Here is a 20,193-nt window from a genome sequence, read left to right as displayed (position 1 = left end):
TGTCCTTCCGTCGGTCGATCACACTCCGTCGCCGGATGAGGCGTGGTCGTTGCCGAATCCACCCGTTCCGCGTCGGACCGCAATCGCTACCGGTCGACTCGTTCTTTTCTGCCCGCCTCAGGACGTGTGAACCCCGGTCCGGCGCAGGTCCAGCATGCCGGGCGCAGTCACGTCGATCGCTTGGCGAGCGTGCATCTCGAGCAATCTTGCTATGTCCACCTTGCCCGACGTGAACCCGCCCTCCTCGAACCGGCCGTTGCGTCGCGCTTCCGCCTCCACCGAGTTGACCGGTGGACCGTCGTACGACCGTCCGCCGGGGTGCACCACGTGATACGAGCACCCGCCGACTGCGCGTCCGGTTTGCATCTCCACCAGATCGAATCGCAAGGGACTCTGTACCTCGATCGTGGGATGCAGCGCGCTCGGCGGTTGCCAGGCGCGATAGCGCACTCCGGCGACCTGAACGTCCTGTCGCTCGGTACGCAACATCGGTACCGGCACCCCGTTGCACGTCAACAGGTAACGGCCCACATCGGCACCGGCAACGCGAACCTGGATGCGCTCGACCGAGGAATCCACGTAGCGCGCCGTGCCGGAGGACGTCGACTCCTCCCCGAGCGTGTTCCACGGCTCGATCGCACCGCGCAGTTCGATCTCGGCATCGCCGACGACGGTGGTGCCGATGCGCGGAAAACGAAACTCGGTGAACGGGTCCAGCCAGCTGGTATCGAATTCGATGCCGTGCTCGCGGAGGTCCTCGGCGACCCGGCCGATGTCACCGATCACGAAGTGCGGCAACATGTATCGACCGTGCAGGTTGGCACCGTGCCGGATCAGCGGTGCTTCGAGTGGAGTATCCCAGAATCGCGAGACCATCGAGCGCACGAGCAAGGACTGCACCATCGCCATCTGATGATGCGGCGGCATCTCGAACCCGCGAAGCTCGAGCAGACCGAGCCTGCCGCGGGTGGAGTCGGGGCTGTACAGCTTGTCGATGCAGAACTCGGCACGGTGCGTGTTTCCGGTGATGTCGGTGAGCAGGTGCCGCAGCGCCCGATCGACGACCCATGGCGACGCCGAACGGTCGGCACCGGTCAGACGCTTGATCTCGCTGAACGCAACCTCGAGCTCGTAGAGCGACTCCTCACGACCTTCGTCGGCTCGGGGGGCCTGCGAGGTGGTACCGATGAATCGACCCGAGAACAGGTACGACAGCGACGGGTGACGCTGCCAGTGTGTCAACAGAGACACCAGCAGGTCCGGTCGGCGCAACACCGGCGAATCGGACGGTGTGACGCCACCCAGAGTGATGTGGTTGCCACCGCCGGTGCCCCGGGTGGTGCCGTCGTTGTCGAAACCCTCGGTACTCAACCGTGATTTACGCGCCTCGAGATACAAGCGCTCCATCAGCTCGTTCTGCTCCGCCCACGACGACGTCGGCTGAACGTTCACCTCGATGACCCCGGGATCCGGAGTGACCGTGAGGGTTTGGATACGGGGATCCGAAGGCGGGCCGTAGCCCTCGAGGACGACCGGTGTCTCGATCGCGGATGCGGCACGTTCCACCCGAGAGACCAGATCGACGAAGTCGTCCAATCGATCCATCGGCGGCATGAACACGTGCAGTACGCCGTCGCGTACCTCGGCGACCAGTGCGGTCACCGCAGTTCCACCCACTCCGGACGTCTCCCGCACCGCCTGCGCGTAGCGCGACTCGGCCGGGTCGACGGCCCGGGGTGGTTGCTGCGTCAGCTGCGGGGTCGGCAGATCGGGTTTCGGTGCGGTGGGATCGGCCGGGTTCTCGACCGGACCCCCGTCCCACGAGATCGCTCGTAGCGGCAGACGGAGCCCGGCGGGAGAATCCCCCTCCAACAACACGATTCGCCCACGTCGCAGCTTCCAGTCTGCGCTCTGCCAGCCAGTGCCGTCCTCGGTCCGCGAGATCGGCAGCACGAATGCCGCCGGTTCGTCGGTACTGGCGTCGAGCCGTTCGAGGAGAAGCCTTCTCGCAGCTGCGGAATCTGTCCCCGGTTCGAGATCGTCGGCGTCGGCCGGCGGATCCCCGTAGGGCTGACGCACCAGATCCAACAGCTTGACGAGAGGGTCCTCGTAGGCCGGACGCGCTTGCGAGGCGGGCAGACCCAATCCGTCGACCAGTCGGTCGATCAGCTTCTGCGATACGGAATTGTCGACTGGATCAGGACGCAGATCGTCCGCCGACCACGGATCGGCTATGAGGTCCGAGTCGTGCCACAGTGCCTGGCCGTCGGTTCGCCAGAACAAACCCACCTGCCATCGTGGGAGAGGCTCACCGGGATACCATTTGCCCTGGCTGCGCTGGACCATGCCGTCGGGCGCGTAGATGGTTCGAAGTCGTTCTGCGAGAACGCTGGCCAGCTTGCGCTTGTGCGGACCGTCTGCGGTGGTGTTCCACTCGGGCGCTTCCTGGTTCTCGATGGCGACGAACGTCGGCTCACCACCGACGGTCAATCGAATGTCCTGATCGAGCATGCGCCGGTCGATCTTCTCGGCCGTGGCCTCGATCGCGTCCCACTGCTCGGCCGTGTACGGCAACGTTGTACGCGGATCCTCGTGAACACGCACCACAGTGTTCGAGAAGTCCAGTTCGGCTGTGCATTTGCTCGTCGCGCCGGAAATCGCGGCCGCGGTCGACGGATGCGGCGTGGCCGACAGTGGAATGTGCCCCTCGCCGGCGAACAGGCCCGAGGTGGGGTCCATTCCGACCCAACCGGCACCGGGGAGATACACCTCGGTCCAGGCGTGCAGGTCGGTGAAGTCCTCGACCGGCCCGGACGGACCGTCCAGCGATTTCACGTCCGAGGACAATTGGACGAGGTAACCCGAGACGAAACGCGCGGCCAGGCCCATCTGACGAAGGACCGACACCAGCAACCACGCGGAGTCGCGGCACGATCCCACGGCGGACGTCAACGTCAGGTCCGGGGTCTGCACTCCGGGCTCCATCCGCACGGAGTAGCCGACGTCCGCCATCACGGCCTGATTGGCCATGACGAGAAAGTCGATGGTGCGCAACGATTCTCCCCGCTCGACGACGGCGGCCTGCAGCTTTTCCACCCACGCGGACACGACCGGTCCGGGCCCGGAACCGGCCTTGTCCTCGTCCACCGGGCGAAGATAGGGCTCGAGATCGGGCAGATCGTGTTCCTCGTATGCGAAGCCGAAGTGCTCCGCCCATTCCTCGACGAAAAAATCCAACGGATTGATCGACGCCATGTCCGCAACGAGTCCGACCGTGATGGACAGATGGTCGGTTCGCTCGGGGAACACCACGCGGGCGAGAAAGTTGCCGAAGACGTCCTGCTGCCAGTTGACGAAATGCTCGGCCGGCTCGATCTTCAGCGAATACGCCTCGATGGGAGTGCGCGAATGCGGTGCCGGTCGCAGCCTGATCTCGTGCGGAAAGATCTTGACCGTGCGGTCGAATCGGTAACTGGTGCGATGTTCGAGTGCAACCTTGATGCCCACGGCGAGCCCCTCGTGATAGTCCCGGTATGGGTAGAAACAACAACCCTAGTGGGCCCCGGCCCGGTGCGCTCGGCAAGAATTCGAACCATCGACGATGCCCGACGGTATTCGGGCCCGCACGACCGTCCACGTGTCGAACGCCTTGACACGCCTCATCGGTCTACGGTTCGCTCAGCTTCGAAAATGCGGACGAATCGTCGACGTACCACGCCAGACATGAAGGGTGAACCGTGAGTGAAAACCCGCCCGACGGACCGCAATACGGTCGCGGACCCAACCCGGACCAGCCGGACCCGAACACGCCGCAGACACCGAGAAACGGGTACCCACCACCCGGCAACTACCCGCATCAGGGCAGCTACCCGCCACCGCCCGGCAACTACCCGCCCCAAGGCAACTACCCGCCTCAGGGCGGCTATCCTCCCCCTCCCGGAAACTCCCCACCGCCGCCCGGAAACTACCCACCTCAGGGCGGCTATCCGCCTCCGGGCGGCTACCCACCCCCTCCCGGAAACTACCCACCGCCGCCGGGAAACTACGGGAACTACGGAAATCAGAACTACGGACAGACACCTCTCGGACCCAACCCCGGTCGACTCGACGTCGGTGCTGCACTGAGCTACGGCTTCGACAAGTTCAAGGCCAACACCGGACCGTGGCTCGGTATCACGGCCATCGTGTGGGCGGTCAGCGTCGCCGTGTTCATCGTCACGTTCGCATCGACGCTGACGGCCGCGGTCGCTGCTGCCGACCGAGGTGAAAGTACTGCCGTCGCGGCGACGTCGGGCGCATTCCTGGTGGTGACCACGATCGCGACATTCGTGTCCTACTTCGTGAATGCGGCATACGTACGGGGAGCGTTGGACGAAACGGGTGGGCCACAGAAGCCGACGTTCGGCAGGTTCTTCCAACTCACGAACGTTCCGCAGATTGCGGTACTGGCTGTGATCTGGACGGTGGCCAGCGTCGTGCTGAGCTTCGTTCCTTTCCTGGGCACCGTCCTGCTCATCGTGATCGGTTTCCTCGCGAACTTCGCACTGACTTTCCTGATCGATCGAAACCAGTCGGCGATCGAGTCGATCAAGTCGTCTATCGACCTGACGGTCAAGAACTTCGGCCCGGTCCTGCTGCTGTTGCTGGCCCTCGCCGCCATCAACTTCATCGGCATTGTGCTGTGCGGCCTCGGTCTGCTCGTCACCCTTCCGGTCTCGGTGATCGCCACCAACTACGCCTACCGCGTACTCACCGGCGGGCCCCTGACTCCCGCGCGCTGATCTCGCACCACGACAGACGCGAATGTCCCCGTAACGCACTGGCGGGTTCTAACGATCCCCGCAACACCCTCGATTCGAGGGAGTTGCGGGGATCGTGGCATGTGCTGGGTTGAAGGTGCGGTTTTTCGAGGCGTTGGACCGTGAGGACGGGAATGTCAGCGCGGCCGCACGCTGTGTCGGGGTGAACCGGAACACTGCCTTCGGGTGGGTTCGTCAGGCGGGTGTGCAAGGGCGCGGAAAGAGCGGCCGGGCCGAGCATTCGGGTCGGGGACGATACGAGGAACTCCGCTCGTCGGGAATCTCGCGGCGCGAGGCTGCTCGGGAGGTTGGGGTCCACCTCCGGACCGCGCAGGACTGGGACGGGGGCATCCGCAAGATCGGTGGTGCGCGCCTGCACCCGGATGGTCGACGTATCGACTACAAAACCGGTATGACAACGTTCGTCACCGCTGCTCAGAGGCCGTCGCTGGCCCGCATCGAGTCCACACTGCACCCTCGGTATCTGACGGTGACCGACCGTGAACACATCGCCGACCTGCGTCGAGCCGGGTGTTCGCTGCGTGAGATCGGACGCCGCCTCGGCCGGGCGGCCTCGACCGTCAAACGCGAGATCGACACCTACGGCATCGCCGACGAGTACCACCCGCACCGGGCACATCGGCTGTGGGCTATCTCGCGTGCCCGGCCGAAACCGACGAAGCTGGCGGCACAGGGTTCGCTCCGGTCCTACGTCGCCGGCAAACTCGCCCTGCAGTGGTCGCCCGAGCAAATCTGCCACGCTCTAGTTGTCGACTTCCCCGATGACAAGGCGATGCGTGTGAGCACCGAAACGATCTACCAGGCCATCTACGTACAGTCGCGCGGCGGACTACGCCGAGAAGTTGCTGCCGCATTGCGCACCGGACGTACTCGCCGCGTACAGCACCGCTCACCCGAGCAGCGCACCTCACGATTCGTCGATGCGATGGTGATGATCTCCGAGCGGCCGGCGGAGGTCGCCGACCGCTCCGTGCCCGGGCACTGGGAGGGTGATCTGATCGTCGGTACTCGATCGGAGTCGGCGATCGTGACATTGGTCGAGCGTTCTACCCGGTACCTGCTTCTCGGTCACCTCCCCGGCGGGCACACTGCAGAGGAGGTCCGGGACGTTCTGGTTCCTCTGATCGGTTCTCTCCCAACGCATTTGCGCGGTTCACTGACGTGGGACCAAGGGTGCGAGATGGCAGCGCACAAGCAGTTCAGCGTCGCCACCGGGGTGCCGGTGTACTTCTGCGATCCACACTCACCATGGCAACGCGGATCGAACGAGAACACCAACGGCTTGCTACGCCAGTACTTCCCCAAAGGCACGGACCTGTCCGTGTACAGCGCCACCGACCTCGAGAACGTTGCCCACCGCCTCAACTCCCGTCCACGCAAAACGCTCGGCTGGAAAACTCCAGCCGAGCGTTTACGTGATCTACTGACAGGCATCTGACCATCAGGTGTTGCGAGGACCCCTAGAATCCGCCACTGTGTTACGGGGACATTCGTTCTTGCGGACCTCGGGTGGAGGCTAGGCCTCTGTAGGCGCTTCTTCCTTCTTCTCCGGCTTGAAGTCGACGCCCGATTCCTTGCGCTGCTGCGCGGTGATCGGTGCGGGCGCGTCGGTCAACGGGTCGATGCCGCCACCGGACTTGGGGAATGCGATGACCTCACGGATGGAATCGACTCCGGCAAGCAGCGCGGTGATGCGATCCCAACCGAACGCGATTCCGCCGTGCGGCGGCGCGCCGTAGCTGAAGGCATCGAGAAGGAAGCCGAACTTCTCCTGGGCCTCTTCCTTGCCGATCCCCATGATCGCGAACACTCGTTCCTGAATGTCCTTGCGGTGGATACGAATACTGCCGCCGCCGATCTCGTTTCCGTTGCAGACGATGTCGTAGGCGTAGGCCAGAGCAGATCCCGGATCGGTGTCGAATGTGTCCATCGACTCCGGCTTCGGCGACGTGAACGCATGGTGCACGGCCGTCCACGCCCCGGACCCGACGGCGACGTCGCCACTGGCGGTGGCGTCGGACGTGGGCTCGAACAGCGGCGCGTCGACGACCCACACGAACGCCCATGCCTTGGGGTCGATCAGGTCGAGCTTGCGTGCGATTTCGCCGCGCACGGCACCGAGCAGTCCGCGGGAGGCCTTGACCGGACCGGCGGAGAAGAAGATCGCGTCGCCGTTCTTCGCGCCGACGTGCGCAGCGAGGCCGTCCCGTTCGGCGTCGGTCAGGTTCTTCGCGACCGGGCCACCGAGGGTGCCGTCCTCACCGACCAGCACGTAGGCCAGGCCCTTGTGGCCGCGCTGCTTGGCGAATTCCTGCCAACGGTCGAGCTGCTTACGGGGCTGCGACGCACCGCCGGGCATGACGACCGCACCGACGTACGGAGCCTGAAAGACGCGGAACGTGGTGTCGGAGAAGAAGTCCGTGCACTCGACCAGTTCGATGTCGAATCGAAGATCGGGCTTGTCGGAGCCGTACCGGCGCATGGCCTCGGCGTAGGTGATCCGCGGGATGGGTGCCGTGAAGTGGTGCCCGACGAGCTTCCACAGCGACGCCAGAATTTCTTCGGCCAACAGGATGACGTCGTCCTGGGTGACGAAGCTCATCTCGACGTCGAGCTGGGTGAACTCGGGCTGACGATCGGCACGGAAGTCTTCGTCTCGATAGCAGCGAGCGATCTGGTAGTACCGCTCGATACCGCCGACCATCAGCAGCTGCTTGAACAGCTGTGGGCTCTGCGGCAGTGCGTAGAAGCTACCCGGCTGCAGACGAGCCGGAACGAGGAAATCCCGTGCGCCTTCGGGGGTGGAACGCGTCAGCGTCGGGGTCTCGACCTCGACGAACTCGTGGTGCGCCAGAACCGATCGGGCGGCGGCGTTGACGTGCGAACGCAGTCGAATGGCATGGCCGGGGCCCTCACGGCGCAAGTCGAGGTAGCGGTATTTGAGGCGTGCTTCCTCACCGGGCTGATCGTCGAGCTGGAACGGCAACGGTGCGGCCTCGGACAACACCTCGATCTCGGATGCCTCGACCTCGATGGCGCCGGTGGGGATCTCGTAGTTCGCGTTGCCCTCCGGACGACCCTCGACCTTGCCGGTCACCTTCACCACGTACTCGGCGCGCAGTCGGTGGGCCTGCTCGAGCGCAGCACCCTCACGGAACACGACCTGGGACACACCGGATGCGTCACGCAGATCGATGAAGATGACGCCACCGTGGTCGCGTCGACGGGCCACCCATCCCGTCAACGTCACAGTTCGGTCGACGTGCTCGGGGCGTAATGAGCCGGCGAGATGGGTGCGCAGCACGGGTGTCCTTTCGAGAAAAATCCGCTGATCGTGTTGTTCGATCCTCGATCCTACGGAGCACATCACCATAGAAGGAAACGAGATGCCGTCCCGGCATGCGAAGCTAAGGCCGACAGTGGCGGCATCGGTTCGCACCGCAGATGCGGGCTCGGCGGAGGGGAACTCCAGCATGACGTTCAGAGAAGGCTCGCAAACGACACCGGGCCGAGTCTCCGTCGGTGGTAGCGGCGGAGGCGGCGGACGCGGCAAGTTGGCGATCGGCGGTGGCGCGGGTGGGCTGGTCATCATCGTCCTCGCGCTGCTCTTCGGCGGCGACCCGGGAGCAATACTGAACCAAATCAGTGGGGGCGACAGCTCTGCGGGTCAGAACGGCTCCGGGACGTCGGGAACTCTCGACTGTGACGTCGCAGACGCGAACAGCAATGTCGATTGCCGTATCGACTTCACCGTAGGAAGTCTGGACACCGTCTGGGAATCTCAGCTCCAAGCCCAGACCGGCGTCGCCTACGTTCAGCCCGGCGTGAGTCTGTTCTCGGGAGCAACGAACACCGGCTGCGGTAACGCCACCAGTGCCGTCGGGCCGTTCTACTGCCCGGCCGATTCCACGGCGTATTTCGATACGAGCTTCTTTCAGGTCCTCGTCGATCAATTCGGCTCCAGCGGTGGGCCACTGGCACAGGAGTACGTCGTCGCGCACGAGATCGGCCACCACATCCAGAACCAGCTGGGCGACATCGGGCGCGCACAGCAAGACCCTCAGGGTCCCGAGTCCGGTGGCGTGCGGGTGGAATTGCAAGCCGATTGCTACGCAGGAATCTGGGCGCACTACGCGGCCGAGACCGTCGACCCGAAGAGCGGCGTCCCATTTCTCGAACCGCTGACCTCCGCCCAGATCGACGACGCACTGTCCGCCGCATCCTCGGTGGGCGACGACCGGATTCAGCAGGCGTCCACCGGCCGGGTCAACCCCGAGGGCTGGACGCACGGCTCGTCCGCCCAGCGCCAGGCGTGGTTCTCCACCGGCTACGAGACCGGACAAGTGGCGGCCTGCGACACGTTCTCGGCTCGCGACCTCGACAATCCCTGAACCAGTACTACTCAGAACAGCGTGAGTGCCGGCCCCGAGGTCACCAACCCGCGGGGTTCGGCAGGCTCGTTCGCGGGCAACGCGCGGGTCTGGTCGGCGGCGAAACCGTAGGTGTCGAGCAGCGGATCGATTCTCGCCTTCAGCCACTGCTTGTAATCCGGAGTGACGTACGCCCCGTGTCCGTAGAGCTGGCGGTATCTGCGTACCAACGCCGGGTGCTCCTTCACCAGCCAGCTCATGTACCAGTCCTTGGTGCTCGATCGAAGGTGCATAGGCAGCGCCGTGACGGTCGTCGCCCCGGCCTCGGCCAGTGCAGCGATCAGCCCGTCGAGTTGTCTGGCTCCGTCGGTGAGAAACGGAATGACCGGCGCCACCAGCACACCGCAGTCGAGTCCCGCATCCCGCACGGCGCGGATGAGGTCCAATCGTGCTCGAGGACTGGGTGTTCCGGGTTCGAGCTGCTTCTGCAGATCTGCATCGTGGATCGCCAGACTGATGCTCACGTGTACGTCGACCTTCTGGGCGGCCAGGGTCAGCAGCGGCAGATCCCGTCGCAACAGCGTTCCCTTGGTCAGGATCGAGAACGGCGTACCCGACTCGGTCAACGCCCGAATGATGCCGGGCATCAACCGATATCGCCCCTCGGCGCGCTGGTAGGGATCGGTGTTGGTGCCGAGCGCCACCGGCTCCCGCTTCCAGGATCGACGTGCGAGCTCTTTGCGGAGGACTGCCGCAACGTTCGTCTTGACGACGATCTGCGAGTCGAAATCGTTGCCGGAATCGAGGTCCAGGTATTCGTGTGTCGGCCTGGCGAAGCAGTACCGGCACGCATGCGAACATCCGCGCATCGGATTGACGGTCCACGAGAACGGCACCTGCGATTCGCCCGGAACCTCGTTCAGGGCACTCTTGCACAGCACCTCGTGGAAGGTGATGCCCTCGAACTCCGGGGTCTGTACGCTGCGGACGAGCCCGGACCGTTCGAGCCCCGGTAGCGCGCCCTCGTCTGCGGCATCGAGAGTCTGACCGGCCCATCGCATGCACACAGTCGAACATTTGTTCTATGTCGTGTCAAGGTCGGCATCGCTCCCCCGCATCCCCCGGTCGGGTCCGGCAGCCGACAAGCGATAGCGTAGGGCCCGAAGTCGATCCTAGGAGTGCACCGCACGTGACCGCCCCGAACACACCGACCCTGGAACCCATTCTGCGCCTGGGCCTCACACTGGGACCGGCCATCGAGATCGGTTCGGTGCCCGAAGGCGACCGAGTCGTCACCACCGTCCTCGGCGGGGCCGCACCCGGCCCCGACATCGAGGGCACTCTTGCTGCTCGATCGACCGTCGTCAGCGTCACCCGGCCCGACGGGTGCACCGAGTTCAGCAGCGATCTCGTCCTCGAATTGGCAACCGGCGGTTACCTTTCGCTCGACTATCGTGGAGTCCAGTTCGGACCGGCCGAGGTCATCGACGCTCTGAACGATCCCGACCGAGAGGTCGACCCGGCGACCTACTACTTCCGCGGCACGTTACGAGTGTCGACCGCTGTTCCGAAGTTCACGTACCTCAACCGGGCCCTTGTCGTCACCTCCGGCTCACGATCGGCCGAGGCCGTGGTGCTCGACGCATTCCTGGTGACCTGAGAGCCGTCCGCTCTCATCCGAGCAGCTGCGCGACCTCCCGGTCGGTCAACGTCGCGTGCGGAGTGCGACCCTTGCTGCGAACCAGTTCGATCGCTCGGTAGAGGGGCCGTTCGTCCAGCCCGGCGTCGCGCGCCTCGGCCCGCAGCTGATCCACCAGCACCGACGCGATGGCCGCCGCGGGAACGAGTTCGGTGGTCCACAGCGAATCGGCGAGCGTGCGCAACGCAAGAATCGGCAGTTCGCGGCCGCCACCCCTGGTGTAGAGCGCCAACGGCAGAACGATACGAGTACGACCGTCGTAGAGCCGCAGCGAGATCTGGTCGATTCCGGCCGTGCGGATGGTCATTTCCGCCGTCACCACCTCCGGCATGTTCAGCCGTCGGGTACGCAGTCCCCGAGCGCACAGCCGTGGCCCGTCGATCCACACCCGGCGGCGCAATCCCAGCCAACCCGACAGCGCCGCCGGACCACCGACGATCACTCCGACGAGGACTGCCACCCACACGGGGACGACGAGCGCCAGAACGACGCCCAGCACGACTCCGACCAGTAGCGAACCGACCACGATCTTGCGCAACCGCGGCGCGAGGAACTCCGCCGAGACCAGATCGAGGGCTACCGGACCCGCCGAGGGCCGAGGGTCATCGGCCAAGGTGCACTCCGAGGACGTCGACCACGTCGGCCAACGCGACCGTCTCCTGCTCGCCGTTCGAAAGGTCTTTCATCACGATGGATTCGGCCGACAGCTCTTGATCGCCCAGCACGAGTGCGTATCGGGCTCCCGAACGATCGGCCGCTTTCATCGCTCCCTTCATGCCGCGATTTCCGTACGCCATGTCCACCGCGATGCCACGTTCACGCAACTGCGCCGCGATGTCGACGATCGCGAGTTTGGCCGCGGCACCCATCGGGATGCCGAACACCTGACACCGCGACGTCGTGCCTGCGGTCTTGCCCTCGGCGGCCAACGCGAGGACGGTGCGGTCGACACCGAGCCCGAATCCGATACCCGACAGCGCCTGCCCGCCCAACTGCTCCATCAGGCCGTCGTAGCGGCCGCCGCCGCCGATGCCCGATTGGGCCCCGAGGCCGTCGTGCACGAACTCGAACGTCGTCTTCGTGTAGTAGTCGAGTCCACGAACCATGCGCGGGTTGACCAGGTACGGAACATTCATCACATCGAGGTAGGCCAGCACCTCGTCGAAGTGCTGCTTCGCAGAATCGGAGAGATGGTCGAGCATCAACGGCGCGTCGGCAGTCATCTCGCGAACCTCCGGCCGCTTGTCATCGAGAACCCGCAGCGGGTTGATCTCGGCGCGTCGACGCGTGTCCTCGTCCAACGGAAGCGCAAAGAGGAACTGCTGCAGCAACTCTCGATACTGCGGGCGGCAGGTGTCGTCACCGAGCGAGGTGATCTCGAGCCTGAAGCCGGTAAGACCGAGGGCGCGGAACCCGGCGTCGGCCACGGCGATGACCTCCGCGTCCAGCGCCGGGTCGTCGACGCCGATCGCCTCGACACCGACCTGCTGCAGTTGGCGGTAGCGGCCGGCCTGCGGGCGCTCGTACCGGAAGAACGGTCCGGCGTAGGCCAACTTGACCGGCAGCGCCCCGCGGTCCAAGCCGTGCTCGATCACAGCGCGCATGACCCCGGCGGTGCCCTCGGGACGCAATGTCACCGATCGGTCGCCGCGATCGGAGAAGGTGTACATCTCCTTGCTGACCACGTCGGTCGATTCGCCGACTCCCCGGGCGAACAACCCGGTGTCCTCGAAGATCGGGAGTTCGATATGGCCGTACCCGGCGGCGCGGGCGGCACCGAGGAGGCCCTCCCGGACAGCGACGAATTCGGCCGAATTCGGGGGGAAGTAATCGGGAATGCCCTTGGGCGCGGAAAAGGTGGTCGGCTTGCTCACGGTCACAGCTTTCCTTGCTCGGGGTCGCCGAGTCCAACGAGGAACGGATTGGACCCGCGCTCCTGACCGATGGAACTCTGTCCGCCGTGTCCGGGGAGCACGACGGTCTCGTCGCGCAGCGGCAGCAACCGCGACGCGATGGACCGTAGAAGTTGATCGTGGTCGCCGCCGGGCAGATCCGTCCGGCCGATCGACCCGGCGAACAAGGTGTCGCCGGTCAGCGCCAACGGAACCGTCCCGTCGGGACCGTTGGCCTCGGTGAGGAACACCACCGAGCCCTGCGTGTGCCCTGGAGTGTGCACGACCGTGAAGTCGATTCCCGCGAGGCTCAGACGTTGCTCGTGCGCCAACTCGATCACCTCGTCCGGCTCGTGGAACTCGAGGTCGCCGAGCACGGCAGCGAGCGTCGGACCGGTCCCTTTGATCGGGTCCGCCAACATGTATCGATCCTCGGGCGCGATGTATGCGGGGATTCCGTACTTCGAGCAAATCGGCTCCACGGACCACGTGTGGTCCAGATGACCGTGGGTCAGCAGCACCGCCGTCGGGGTCAGCGAGGATCGCGTCAGGAAGTCGACCAACGGATCGGCGGCATCCTGGCCGGGATCGACCACGACGCACTCGGAGGCGTCGTCCTGAGCGAGGATGTAGCAGTTCGTCTGAAACATTCCTGCGGGGAATCCGGTGACGAGCAAGACAATCGCTCCTAAGAGGCAGAGGCCGAAGTACCGAGCCAGCTTAGTGGGGAGGTTCTCGTCGGGTCCCCCCAGCATGCTCTCAGGCAATGATGGCAAACTCGCGTTGGCCGATTGTCGGCCGGCTACCACACGACCCACCCGCTCAGCGAGCAGGCGTGGTCGAACCAGGACAAGCGGGAGGACACGAATTGCCCAGCAACGAGCAACGGCGCGAGGCTGCCAAGCGAAAGCTCGAACGCCAACTCGTACGACGCGCAGAGCGAGCACGACGTCGGAAGCAGTTGACGATCGCCGGCTCCATCCTCGGTGTGGTTGCGGTCGTGGCCGTTGTCTCGGTCGTCTTCGTGGTGACCCGCGGTGACGACGACGCGAGCACGGCGCAGGACTCGACCACGTCTGCACCGGCCGATTCGATCATCGCTGCGGGCCGTACGGAACCGCTGCCCGAGACGGTGAACTGTTCGTACCCTGCCGCCGCACAGCCGGCCGCCAAGCCCAACACCCCTCCCCGCACCGAGAACATCCCCACCAGCGACGAACCCTTGAGCTACAGCATGGCCACCACCGCCGGCAACATCGGCCTGACACTGAACAACCCCGAATCCCCGTGCACGGTGAACAGTTTCGTGTCCCTAGCCAATCAGGGCTACTTCGACGGCACCACCTGCCACCGCCTGACGACGGGTGCCGGCCTGCAGGTGCTGCAGTGCGGCGATCCCACCGGCTCCGGTAGTGGCGGGCCGGGCTACCAGTTCGCCGACGAGTTCCCCACCGACACGTACGCCGAGGGCGATCCTGCCGCGCAGACTCCTGTCCTGTACCCCCGCGGAACCCTGGCGATGGCCAACGCCGGCCCGGGAACCAACGGCAGCCAGTTCTTCCTCGTCTACGGCGATTCGCAACTCCCACCCGCCTACACCGCCTTCGGCACGATCGACGAGACCGGTCTCGCCACCTTGGATGCCATCGCGGCCAAGGGTGCGCAGGGCGGTGCCTCCGACGGCGCACCGGCCGAGCCGGTGGACATCACCTCGATGCAGAGCGACCTGTGACACGCGTACCCGGTCTGGTGATCGCAGCCTCCGCTGCGGTACTTCTTCTCGCCGGCTGCTCCGGATCGACGGAGACCGCTGCCGCGCCCGCTCCGGCCGGTTCGACGACCGCTGCCTCGACGTCGGCCGCGACGACCACCCCGCGGCCGCCGCTGAATCTGTCGCGGTTCGGTGCGCTGCCGCCCGTTCCGCAGCCGACCACCGATACGGTCTCGTGTGCGTACCCGGCGGAGTCTCCGGCCGCCAAGGAGGTTGCTCCGCCTCCGACCGAGAACATCGACGTCTTCGGAACGGTCGACGTGACGCTGTCGACGACCCAGGGCGACATCGGAATGACGCTCGACCGTACCGAGGCCCCGTGCGCCGTCAACAGTGTGGTCAGCCTGGCTCAGCAGGGCTACTTCGACGGCGCACCGTGTCACCGGTTGACCACATCCCCCGGCCTCGAAGTGTTGCAATGCGGCGACCCGTCGGGATCGGGTCGTGGCGGCCCCGGCTACAGCTTCGCCAACGAATACCCCACAACGGCGTTCGCCGACGATCCCGCGCAGGCCCAGAACCCGGTCGTCTACCCCCGTGGCACCCTGGCCATGGCCAATGCAGGCCCTAACACCAACGGCAGCCAGTTCTTCCTGGTGTACGCCGACTCGGTGCTGCCGCCGCAGTACACGGTGTTCGGCACCATCTCCGATGCCGGCCTGCAGACCCTGGACGCCATTGCGGCCGGTGGAGTCAGCGGCGGTGCAGAGGACGGCGCACCAGCGAATCCGGTGGTCATCACCTCGGCAACCTGAGGTACCGCACGACGACGACAGGGTGAGCAGAAATTTCTGCTCACCCTGTTGTCGTATCGGGTCGGAATTCGGTCAGGCCGCCGACGTGAGCCTGTACACGTCGTACACGCCCTCCACGTTGCGCACGACGTTCAGCACGTGCCCCAGATGCTTGGGGTCACCCATCTCGAACGTGAACTTGCTGATAGCCACCCGATCGCCCGACGTCGCGACGGATGCCGAGAGGATGTTGACCTTCTCGTCGGCCAGAGCCTTCGTGACGTCCGAGAGCAACCGATGCCGGTCCAGGGCCTCGATCTGAATGGCCACGAGGAACACCGAGGAGGCCGACGGTGCCCATTGCACCTCGATGAAGCGCTCGGACTGCTCCTCGAGCGACCGCGCATTGGTGCAGTCGGTGCGGTGGACGCTGACCGACCCGCCGCGGGTGACGAACCCGAGTATCTCGTCCCCGGGCACAGGGGTGCAGCACTTGGCGAGTTTTGCCACGACACCCTCGGCACCGGTGACCAGCACCCCGGCGTCTCCGACCTGACGCGGTCTGGTCGGAATGGTCGACGGCGTAGAGCGCTCCGCGAGCTCTTCCTCGACGTCACCGACACCACCGAGATGAGCGACCAGCCTCTGCACGACGTGGCGAGCAGAAACGTGGTTCTCACCGACCGCGGTGTACAGCGCCGACACGTCCACGTACCGCAGTTCGTGGGAGATGGCCGACATGGACTCGGCATTCATCAAGCGCTGCAACGGAAGTCCGCCGCGACGGACCTCTTTCGCGATGGCGTCCTTACCGGCTTCGAGGGCCTCTTCGCGACGTTCCTTGGCGAACCACTGACGGATCTTGGTCTTCGCACGCGGTGACGCGACGAAGCCCTGCCAATCTCGACTCGGCCCGGCCGTGACGGCCTTGGACGTGAAGACCTCGACCACCTCGCCGTTGTCGAGGGTCCGTTCGAGTGCCACCAGGCGACCGTTGACCCGGGCTCCGATACAGCGGTGACCCACTTCGGTGTGCACCGCATAGGCGAAGTCAACCGGACAGGATCCGGCGGGAAGCGTGACGACATCGCCCTTCGGGGTGAAGACGAAGATTTCCTTGACCGCCAGGTCGTAGCGCAGAGATTCGAGGAACTCGCCCGGGTCGGCCGCTTCACGCTGCCAGTCGAGCAACTGGCGCATCCACGCCATGTCGTCGACCTCGGCGTTGTCCTGAGAGTGCTTGCCCTTGGTCTCCTTGTATCGCCAGTGAGCAGCGATACCGAACTCCGCGGTGCGGTGCATGTCCCTGGTGCGAATCTGCACTTCGAGTGGCTTGCCCTCGGGCCCGATCACCGTGGTGTGCAGCGACTGGTAGACGCCGTACCGTGGCTGCGCGATGTAGTCCTTGAAGCGGCCCGCCATCGGCTGCCACAGCGAGTGCACGACGCCGACCGCGGCATAGCAGTCGCGGATCTCGTCGCACAGAATGCGCACTCCCACGAGGTCGTGGATGTCGTCGAAGTCGCGGCCCTTGACGATCATCTTCTGGTAGATCGACCAGTAGTGCTTGGGACGTCCCTCGACGACGGCGCTGATTCTCGATGCCGCCAGTGTGGCGTTGATCTCGGCCCGTACCTTCTCGAGGTACGTGTCGCGGGACGGTGCCCGATCTGCGACCAACCGAACGATCTCGTCGTACTTCTTGGGATGGAGAATGGCGAAGGCCAGGTCTTCGAGCTCCCATTTGACGGTGGCCATACCCAGCCGATGAGCAAGCGGCGCAATGACTTCCAGTGTTTCCTTGGCCTTGCGGGCCTGCTTCTCCGGGGGCAGGAATCGCATCGTGCGCATGTTGTGCAGTCGATCGGCGACCTTGATGACCAACACCCGCGGGTCCCGCGCCATCGCGATGATCATCTTTCGGATGGTCTCGCCCTCGGCGGCCGTCCCCAGTACGACCTTGTCCAGCTTGGTGACCCCGTCGACAAGATGGGACACCTCGTCACCGAACTCCTCGGTCAACTTGGCCAACGAGTAGCCGGTGTCCTCCACCGTGTCGTGCAGCAGGGCCGCAACCAGCGTGGTGGTGTCCATACCCAGTTCGGCGAGGATGTTCGCCACGGCAAGTGGATGGGTGATGTACGGGTCGCCGGACTTGCGCATCTGTGTGGAATGCAGCTCGTCCGCGACGTCGTAGGCCCGCTGCAGCAGCGTCAGATCGGCCTTGGGATACAGCTCGCGATGCAGACTGACCAGAGGTTCGAGGACGGGCTTGACCGCCGCGCTGCGTCCGGCCGTGATGCGACGAGCGAGCCGCGCCCGAACTCGACGGGAGGCCGAGGTGGGCACGGGTGCCGAATTGCGTGCACCCGACGGCGCCTGGTCGTCGGCCTGCGCCGAATCACTCGACACCGGCTCGCGCACGCCCGGTCTGTCCACCACCGGATCGTTGACCACTGCGGTATCGACGACCGCGCTCGTATCGCCGGACGCGACCGAATCCGCACCGGTTCCCGGCCGATCGGCGACTGCGGGCCGCTCGGGCAAGGGCTGATCGATGTAACGGGTCACTCTCATCACCTCCTGCCACACATTCGCGCCGACGCCAGGACAGATCCGGTCGACGCTGTATCAGTCGACTTTAGTCCTCAGACTCGAACCAGGCAGGCGAGCGGGTAGTCACTGCACTTGCTGCGGCCGTCGAGCGCCTCGATTTCCAACACCACGGTCGCCCCGACCACCACCGCGCCCTGCTCGGCCAACAACCGAGCTGTCGCATCGACGGTACCGCCGGTGGCGAGGACATCGTCGACCACGAGCACCCGTCGACCGGCCAGCTCGATGGAGGTCGGAATCTGCAGTTCCGCGGTTCCGTATTCGAGATCGTAGGTTCGCGAGTGCACGGGCGGCGGCAGTTTGCCCGCCTTGCGTACAGCGAGCACCCCGCAACCGAGCTCGAGTCCCACGCCCGCTCCCAGCAGAAACCCTCGGGCATCGATGCCCGCCACCAGATCGACGTTCTCGAAACCCTCCGCCAATGCCGTGACGACGCTGCGCAACGCGGGCCCCTCCGCGAACACCGGGGTCAGGTCGCCGAACCGCACCCCGTCCACGGGAAAATCGTCCACCCACCGCGTCAGCCGATGCACGGCCGACACGGCATCACCGCGCACCCCGCCGTCCTGAGTCACTGTCGCATCGCTCATTTCAAAAGTACCCACCGATCCATGTTCCAGCCGGCACCGGCCGCCGTGGGGTTGGCCACGACGTCCTGCATACCGTCGCTCACGACGGTGGTGCGCGGCTCGCTGTACAGCGGAAGCGACGGCATGTCGTTCCACAGAATGTTCTCGCCCTCGGTCGCCAACGCCAGCACGCGCTCGGGATCGTCGGTCACCGCCAGCTGGTCGACGATCGAGTCGATCCGCCCGTTGCTGTACCCGCCCACGTTGAGGCCGATACCGGTTCGCAACGAGTACCGTGCGACGACGGACGACGCCGAGCCGGTCGGCCCTGGCAGCGACCCCGCGCCGCCGAGAACGGCGTCCACTGTTCCGGCACGAAGCGCGGACGGCGTGAACTCCGGTGAGCTCGCGTCCTCGACGGTGATCCCCGCCGCCGCACAATCGCTCGCCATTCGGCTGACCAGCTGAGCGCGGCGCGCGTCCGGTGCCAGGTAGCCGACGCGTACGGTCAGCGCACTGCTACCCGATGCGGCCAGTTCCTTGCCCGCGCGGTCCAGGTCCGACCGCTGGTACCGGTCGCCGACCGTCCCGGCAACCGAGGGGTACACCAGAGTGTCCGGTTGCATCAGCCGAGAATCGACGACGCTGGAGCCGGGCCCGGCCGGCGGTGCCTCGAAGCCAGGGTGCCCGAGTGTGTCGAACAGGTCCGTTCGCGGGATGCATGCGGCCACGGCCCGGCGAGCACTCGCTTCCGCCAGCGCGCCCTGGGTCGCGAACGTCAGCTGCTCGACGCCTCGCGACGGTTCCGTGACGGTCTCGAACCCCTCTGTCGAACCCAGATCGTTCGCGCCCGCACCCTGGTCGATCACGTCCAGAGATCCATCGTTGATCTTCGCCGGGACGTCGGTGCCCTTGGGCCAGATCACGACTCTCTGCGTCTCGGGCGGAATGCCCCACCAGGCGTCGTTCGCGACCAGAACCAACCCGTCCTCGGCGGTGTACGAGTCGACGCGGTACGGACCGGCCGACGGCAACAGAGACGTGTCGACAGAACCGGGCGTCAACGTCCACCCGGTGTTCCAGAAATCGGCGATCCGAGAGACGACACCGTCATCGCCGGCCACTATGGGATCGACGACGTTCGGTACCCCGGCCGCGCGCGCAGCCACGTGTGCGGGCAACAGATCGGTGGCACCGAACAGAGCTCGCCAGTTCTGGTAGCTGCGGCCCGGGGCGAAGACGACGGTGGCGTCCTTGGACCCGGGGACGCAGTCGATGCTCGCGATGTCGGAGTATCCCGCCGTCGACGCCGCGTCGAACAGGGGACGGTCGGTGGCGAACCGGCCGCTGTTGGCGGCCCACGCCAGCACCAGGTCATCGCACGCCATCGGTGCGCCGTCGGAGTATTTCGCCGCAGGCGCGATCGTGTACTGCAGCGTCAGAACGTCCCCTGGCACGACCGCGACGGTACCGATGTCGTTGTCCGACAGCGCATCACCGTCCGGTCCCAGATAGCTGAACCCGACCTGGACTCGTGTGAACGCCTGACGCGCTCCCGACGCGGCCCCGTCGACGGTCCTGGCGTTGTAGTTGTTCACCACGTTGTCGAACGAGTACCCGATGGAAGGCACCTTGTCCTCCGAGGCCGAACATGCGGTGAGCGACGCTGCGGCCAGACCCGCTGCCAGCAGTGCCGCGCTCCACCTACGTTCCACGTGCACT

At 65.5% G+C, this 20,193-nt stretch carries 15 protein-coding genes; 6 read left to right on the top strand and 9 right to left on the bottom strand.

The window, feature by feature from the left end; all coding sequences use genetic code 11:
• Positions 1-117 precede the first annotated feature (117 nt).
• Positions 118-3,507 carry a transglutaminase family protein gene (locus tag RFA01S_RS11780; protein ID WP_032400787.1) on the bottom strand — a complete coding sequence of 1,130 codons (3,390 nt, stop codon included), beginning with the start codon at positions 3,505-3,507 and terminating at the stop codon, positions 118-120.
• A gap of 230 nt (positions 3,508-3,737) precedes the next feature.
• On the opposite strand from RFA01S_RS11780, the gene RFA01S_RS11775 reads away from it, so the two are divergent.
• Complete coding sequence (locus RFA01S_RS11775; RefSeq protein ID WP_032408291.1) at positions 3,738-4,781, top strand: DUF2189 domain-containing protein; 1,044 nt, start codon at positions 3,738-3,740, stop codon at positions 4,779-4,781.
• A 298-nt stretch (positions 4,782-5,079) separates the two neighbouring features.
• Entirely contained in the window at positions 5,080-6,258 is a 1,179-nt protein-coding gene (locus RFA01S_RS11770; RefSeq protein ID WP_139278437.1) for an IS30 family transposase, read from the top strand.
• 78 nt (positions 6,259-6,336) lie between these two features.
• Here the strand turns inward: RFA01S_RS11770 and aspS are convergent, their stop codons facing one another.
• Entirely contained in the window at positions 6,337-8,124 is a 1,788-nt protein-coding gene (gene aspS, locus RFA01S_RS11765; RefSeq protein ID WP_032372494.1) for an aspartate--tRNA ligase, read from the bottom strand.
• A gap of 169 nt (positions 8,125-8,293) precedes the next feature.
• Here aspS and ypfJ point away from each other — a divergent pair, with 169 nt between their 5' ends.
• Positions 8,294-9,211, top strand: coding sequence for a KPN_02809 family neutral zinc metallopeptidase (ypfJ, locus tag RFA01S_RS11760; protein WP_032408493.1), 918 nt, complete (start codon positions 8,294-8,296; stop codon positions 9,209-9,211).
• Between the two features lie 11 nt (positions 9,212-9,222).
• On the opposite strand, the gene RFA01S_RS11755 is transcribed toward ypfJ, so the two are convergent.
• Entirely contained in the window at positions 9,223-10,251 is a 1,029-nt protein-coding gene (locus RFA01S_RS11755) for an Rv2578c family radical SAM protein (protein WP_032408293.1), read from the bottom strand.
• Between the two features lie 128 nt (positions 10,252-10,379).
• On the opposite strand from RFA01S_RS11755, the gene RFA01S_RS11750 reads away from it, so the two are divergent.
• The gene (locus RFA01S_RS11750; protein ID WP_032370476.1) at positions 10,380-10,850 is read left to right on the top strand and encodes a DUF3237 domain-containing protein; all 471 of its coding nucleotides are present in this window, start codon (positions 10,380-10,382) and stop codon (positions 10,848-10,850) included.
• A gap of 13 nt (positions 10,851-10,863) precedes the next feature.
• Here the strand turns inward: RFA01S_RS11750 and RFA01S_RS11745 are convergent, their stop codons facing one another.
• The 3 genes from RFA01S_RS11745 to RFA01S_RS11735 are packed head-to-tail and all read right to left on the bottom strand — an operon-like array spanning position 10,864 to position 13,458.
• Entirely contained in the window at positions 10,864-11,502 is a 639-nt protein-coding gene (locus RFA01S_RS11745) for a hypothetical protein (RefSeq protein WP_032365086.1), read from the bottom strand.
• Positions 11,492-12,763 carry a histidine--tRNA ligase gene (hisS, locus tag RFA01S_RS11740; RefSeq protein ID WP_032388471.1) on the bottom strand — a complete coding sequence of 424 codons (1,272 nt, stop codon included), beginning with the start codon at positions 12,761-12,763 and terminating at the stop codon, positions 11,492-11,494. Before hisS ends, RFA01S_RS11745 begins: the two co-directional genes overlap by 11 nt.
• A 2-nt stretch (positions 12,764-12,765) precedes the next feature.
• Complete coding sequence (locus RFA01S_RS11735; protein ID WP_027496955.1) at positions 12,766-13,458, bottom strand: MBL fold metallo-hydrolase; 693 nt, start codon at positions 13,456-13,458, stop codon at positions 12,766-12,768.
• 191 nt (positions 13,459-13,649) lie between these two features.
• Between RFA01S_RS11735 and RFA01S_RS11730 the strand changes: the two genes are divergently transcribed.
• Positions 13,650-14,513, top strand: a complete 864-nt coding sequence (locus tag RFA01S_RS11730) for a peptidylprolyl isomerase (protein ID WP_027496954.1) — start codon at positions 13,650-13,652, stop codon at positions 14,511-14,513.
• Positions 14,510-15,307 (top strand): peptidylprolyl isomerase, encoded by a 798-nt coding sequence (locus RFA01S_RS11725; RefSeq protein WP_052060894.1) that lies wholly within the window; start codon positions 14,510-14,512, stop codon positions 15,305-15,307. The genes RFA01S_RS11730 and RFA01S_RS11725 overlap by 4 nt, the downstream gene beginning before the upstream one ends.
• A gap of 72 nt (positions 15,308-15,379) precedes the next feature.
• Here RFA01S_RS11725 and RFA01S_RS11720 read toward each other — a convergent pair whose 3' ends face one another.
• From RFA01S_RS11720 to RFA01S_RS11710, 3 genes are all read right to left on the bottom strand, one after another.
• On the bottom strand, positions 15,380-17,635 hold the full coding sequence (locus RFA01S_RS11720) for a RelA/SpoT family protein (RefSeq protein ID WP_167327864.1): 2,256 nt from the start codon (positions 17,633-17,635) through the stop codon (positions 15,380-15,382).
• 299 nt (positions 17,636-17,934) lie between these two features.
• Positions 17,935-18,492, bottom strand: a complete 558-nt coding sequence (locus RFA01S_RS11715) for an adenine phosphoribosyltransferase (protein WP_051365142.1) — start codon at positions 18,490-18,492, stop codon at positions 17,935-17,937.
• On the bottom strand, positions 18,489-20,192 hold the full coding sequence (locus RFA01S_RS11710; protein WP_032408294.1) for an ABC transporter substrate-binding protein: 1,704 nt from the start codon (positions 20,190-20,192) through the stop codon (positions 18,489-18,491). The genes RFA01S_RS11715 and RFA01S_RS11710 overlap by 4 nt, the downstream gene beginning before the upstream one ends.
• Between the last annotated feature and the right edge of the window lies 1 nt (position 20,193).

The sequence above is a fragment of the Rhodococcoides fascians NBRC 12155 = LMG 3623 genome (assembly GCF_001894785.1).
GTDB lineage: Bacteria > Actinomycetota > Actinomycetes > Mycobacteriales > Mycobacteriaceae > Rhodococcoides > Rhodococcoides fascians.
This window is presented reverse-complemented; position numbering and strand designations above follow the sequence as displayed.

Coding starts and splice junctions, on each gene's coding strand:
- ypfJ (WP_032408493.1), top strand. CDS start 8,294: ATGACGTTCAGAGAAGGCTCGCAAACGACACCGGGCCGAGTCTCCGTC.
- RFA01S_RS11715 (WP_051365142.1), bottom strand. CDS start 18,492: ATGAGCGATGCGACAGTGACTCAGGACGGCGGGGTGCGCGGTGATGCC.
- RFA01S_RS11755 (WP_032408293.1), bottom strand. CDS start 10,251: ATGCGATGGGCCGGTCAGACTCTCGATGCCGCAGACGAGGGCGCGCTA.